This window comes from Claveliimonas sp., from assembly GCF_037273965.1.
Taxonomy (GTDB): Bacteria; Bacillota; Clostridia; order Lachnospirales; family Lachnospiraceae; genus Claveliimonas; species Claveliimonas bilis.
In genome coordinates, this window is the sequence record NZ_JAYAZJ010000129.1 from 1 (window position 1) to 4,531 (window position 4,531).

Here is a 4,531-nt window from a genome sequence, read left to right on the forward strand (position 1 = left end):
TACAGAGGGAAAAGAATATCTTGATTTTGCTGCAGGGATTGCGGTAAATGCTCTGGGATATCATTATCCCGGCTATGACGAGGCGCTGAAAGCGCAGATCGACAAACTGCTTCATATTTCAAACCTTTATTATAATGAGCCTATGAGCGAGGCAGGAGAAAAGCTTGTAAAAGCCAGCGGCATGAGCAGGGCGTTTTTTACAAACAGCGGTACAGAATCCATAGAGGGAGCGCTGAAGGCTGCCCGGAAATACTCCTGCACGAAGTATAACGGGGAGAGATATGAGATCATTGCCATGAACCATTCCTTCCACGGAAGGAGCATGGGAGCTCTTTCTGTTACCGGGACCGCTCATTACCGGGAACCCTTTGAGCCACTGATCGGCGGCGTGAAATTTGCGGATTTTAATGATCTGGAAAGTGTAAAATCCCAGATTACAGACAAAACCTGCGCCATTCTCACAGAGGTGGTTCAGGGGGAAGGCGGAATTTATCCGGCAGATCCGGGATTTTTGCAGGGGTTGAGAGCTCTTTGCGATGAAAAAGACCTGATTTTGATTTTTGACGAGATACAGTGCGGTATGGGACGTACGGGAACATATTTTGCATGGCAGGATTACGGTGTAAAGCCGGATATTATGACCTGCGCCAAGGCTCTGGGCTGCGGTGTTCCGGTAGGCGCTTTTGTTCTGGGAGAAAAAGCGGCGGCAGCGTCTCTGGAACCTGGAGATCATGGAACCACCTATGGAGGAAATCCCTTTGTGTGCGCAGCAGTGAGCAAGGTGTTTGATATTTTTGAGAAAGATCATATTCTGGAGCATGTCCGTGAGCTGACTCCGTATCTGGAGGAAAAACTGGACGCTCTTGTGGATAAATATGAAATTATCTCCCGGAGACGTGGAAAAGGATTTATGCAGGGACTTGTGATACAGGGTATTTCCGTGGGGACGATTGTAAGTAAGGCTCTGGAAAACGGACTTTTGGTGATTTCAGCAGGAAGCGATGTACTGAGACTGGTTCCGCCTCTTGTGATCACAAAAGAAGATATTGATGAAATGATTGAAAAACTGGAAAAAAGCCTGGCGTAATGCCGGGCTTTTTTCAAATGCAGTTTTAAATGCGGATGAAATATTTTTATTCATAAAGGCGCAGATCTATGATACAATGAAGGGCATGATACAGGAAATCAGAGTGTATGCAGGAATGCGCTGGAAGTAAAAGCTACTGATTACAGGTCACTATCCTGCAGGGGTCTTGGCATGTATATGCCGAAATCGCGAGACATGCAGGGAAAAATGATGAACTGACAGAATATAGGAGAAAATATGAGTATATATGAATCATTAAACAATATGCAGCAGGAGGCTGTTTACCATACCGAAGGTCCTCTTCTGATCCTGGCAGGAGCAGGTTCAGGCAAAACGAGAGTACTGACTCACAGAATCGCCTATCTGATCGCAGAAAAGGGAGTAAACCCCTGGAATATTCTTGCTATTACCTTTACAAATAAGGCTGCTCAGGAAATGAGAGAGCGTGTGGATAAGATCGTAGGTCTGGACGGGGGAAGTGTCTGGGTGTCTACCTTCCATTCTACTTGTGTGAGAATTCTTCGCAGACATGCAGACCGCATCGGATATGATAATAATTTTACCATTTATGATACAGACGATCAGAAAACTCTCATAAAAGATGTGTGCAGAAGGCTGAACGTGGATACCAAGAAATATAAAGAACGTTCTCTTCTTGCTCAGATCTCTCATGCAAAAGACGAGCTTGTTACACCGGATGAAATGCTGATGAACGCAGCTGATTTTAATGAAAAAAAGGTTGCTGAGATCTATCGGGAATACCAGATTTCATTAAGAAGAAACAATGCCTTTGATTTTGACGATCTGATCGTAAAAACAGTAGAACTGTTTCAGAACTGCGGAGAGGTTCTGGAGTCTTATCAGGAACGGTTCCGTTACATTATGGTGGATGAGTATCAGGATACCAATACGGCCCAGTTTAAATTTGTAAGTATTCTTGCATCCAGATATGAAAATCTCTGTGTGGTAGGTGACGACGATCAGTCTATTTACAAATTCCGCGGAGCAAATATCGGAAACATTCTTGGATTTGAACAGGTTTTTCCGGAGGCAAAAGTCATTCGCCTGGAACAAAATTACCGTTCAACCCAGAACATCCTGAATGCGGCAAATGAAGTGATTGCAAATAATACGGAGCGAAAGCCCAAAACTCTGTGGACAGAGAATCCCGAGGGAGAAAAAATCCATTTTCGCCAGTTTATGAACGGCTTTGAAGAAGCTGAGTATGTGGTGGGAGATATTGCCTCCAGGCGCAGGGAAGGCAGATGCAGCTACCGTGACTGTGCGATCCTTTACCGGACAAACGCTCAGTCCAGACTTTTTGAGGAAAAGTGTCTTCTTGCAAACATTCCGTATAAGATCGTAGGCGGGGTGAACTTTTATGCCCGAAAGGAGATTAAAGATCTTCTTTCTTACATGAAAACAATTGACAATGCTTCCGATGATCTGGCTGTGCGAAGGATTCTTAACGTGCCGAAACGGGGAATCGGAGCAACCACTGTGGGACGGGTTCAGGAGTATGCAGACCATATGCAGATCAGCTTTTATGATGCCCTGCGGGTATCTGAGGAAATTCCGTCTCTTGGAAGAGCCCAGTCAAAAATTGACGGTTTTGTGACTTTTATTCAGTCATTGAAAAGCAAGGCGGCTGCATATACAGTGGAAGAACTTCTGGAGGAGATTATTGATCTTACCGGATATGTGGATGAGTTAAAGGAAGAGGATACAGAAGAGTCCAGAGCAAGGATTGAAAATATTGACGAACTGATCTCAAAAACAGTCTCCTATCAGGAAGCCATGGCGGCAGAAGGACGAGAGGCAACCCTTTCCGGTTTTCTGGAGGAAATTGCCCTGGTCGCTGACATTGACTCTGTGGATCCTGATCAGGATTATGTTCTTCTTATGACTCTGCACAGCGCCAAGGGCCTTGAATTTCCTTACGTATATCTGGCAGGGATGGAAGACGGAATGTTCCCAAGCAGTATGTGTATTTTTTCTGCAGATCTGTCGGATATGGAGGAGGAAAGAAGGCTTTGCTATGTGGGGATCACAAGAGCAATGAAGGAGCTGACCCTTACAAGCGCCCAGCAGCGAATGGTACGCGGTGAAACCCAGTACAATCGTGTTTCCAGATTTGTAAGAGAGATTCCCCGGGAGCTGGTGGAACTGGGACATACCATTCAGGAGCACAAGCCAAAGATGCCGGAAACTACTTCTGCAAAAAGCAGCTATATGCAGATGAAAATGGCTTTTCAGGCAAAGGCCTTCCAGCCCAAAAGCTTTCAGGTAAAAAAAGCAGAGAGTCTTGACTACGGAGTGGGCGATACGGTTCGCCATGTAAAATTCGGTGTGGGAATCGTAAAGGACATCGTAGAGGGTGGAAGAGATTACGAGGTTACAGTAGACTTTGACAGAGCAGGAACAAAAAAGATGTTTGCAGGTTTTGCCAAGCTGAAAAAAATCTGAGACAGGGAAAATACATTGCTTTTTATAAGCGGCAGGTATATAATAGGATTCGTTACAGAAGCCTGACCGGATGTTAAAGGACAATGGCGGTTTCTGAAATTATTACATATGGATTGTCGACAGGGGAGCTTGTGTCACAGGCTGAGAGGAAGTTGTAAACTTCGACCCGTAACCTGATTTGGGTAATGCCAACGTAGGTATGCGCTGAATGCGAGATGTAAATCTCCTTTGTCTTCAATCGAAGATGAAGGAGGTTTTTTTATGTTTCAATTTATGGTAAATGCAGACGGCGGGCTTACAACAGCCGGGTATGCTGTGTGCATTGCAGTGGGAGTGGCGCTGTTCGGTCTTGCGATCTTTTTTGCAGGAAAAAGCTCTGAAAAGAAGAAAATGTCTGCTAAACAGCTTGTATTCTGCGCCATGGCGGTGGCGCTTGCCTTTATTACGTCTTACCTGAAAATTTTTCACCTGCCTTGGGGAGGAAGTGTCACACTGTGTAGTATGCTCTTTATTGTGCTTACTGCCAACTGGTACGGCCCCAAAACCGGTGTAATGGTAGGTCTGGCTTACGGAATCCTGCAGTTTATCCAGGAACCCTATGTGCTGTCCTTTTTCCAGGTGTGCTGCGACTATGTTCTTGCTTTTGCGGCGCTGGGAGTGGCAGGCTTTTTTGCAAAAAGCAGCCATGGACTTGTGAAAGGCTATATTGCAGCAGTGATAGCGCGAGGAGCCTTTCACGCACTGGGCGGATATCTTTACTGGATGAGCTATATGCCGGAAAATTTCCCCCAGTCTCTGAAAGCAGTGTATCCGATTGTTTATAACTACAGCTTTCTGCTGGCAGAGGGAGTGATCACGGTGATCATTATTTCCATTCCTGCAGTTGCCAGAGCGCTTGCACAGGTGAAAAAAGCAGCAGTGGAGTAAAAGTATATACTTTTAAGGATGACAGACAGGTTTTTTCTCAGTGTACATTAA

3 protein-coding genes and 1 riboswitch are annotated in these 4,531 nt (G+C 45.3%); all 3 genes read left to right on the plus strand.

Translation table 11 applies throughout. The features are described from left to right. Positions 1 to 1,087, plus strand: a 1,087-nt coding sequence (locus WJ238_RS11415) for an aspartate aminotransferase family protein (RefSeq protein WP_337606990.1), incomplete at its 5' end; no start/stop codon positions are given. 237 nt (positions 1,088 to 1,324) lie between these two features. Continuing rightward, complete coding sequence (gene pcrA, locus WJ238_RS11420) at positions 1,325 to 3,553, plus strand: DNA helicase PcrA (RefSeq protein WP_022068240.1); 2,229 nt, start codon at positions 1,325 to 1,327, stop codon at positions 3,551 to 3,553. Positions 3,554 to 3,664: 111 nt separating this feature from the next. Then, positions 3,665 to 3,770: riboswitch (TPP riboswitch) on the plus strand. A gap of 44 nt (positions 3,771 to 3,814) precedes the next feature. Continuing rightward, positions 3,815 to 4,480, plus strand: coding sequence for an energy-coupled thiamine transporter ThiT (locus WJ238_RS11425; protein ID WP_022068239.1), 666 nt, complete (start codon positions 3,815 to 3,817; stop codon positions 4,478 to 4,480). The last annotated feature ends 51 nt before the right edge of the window (positions 4,481 to 4,531 follow it).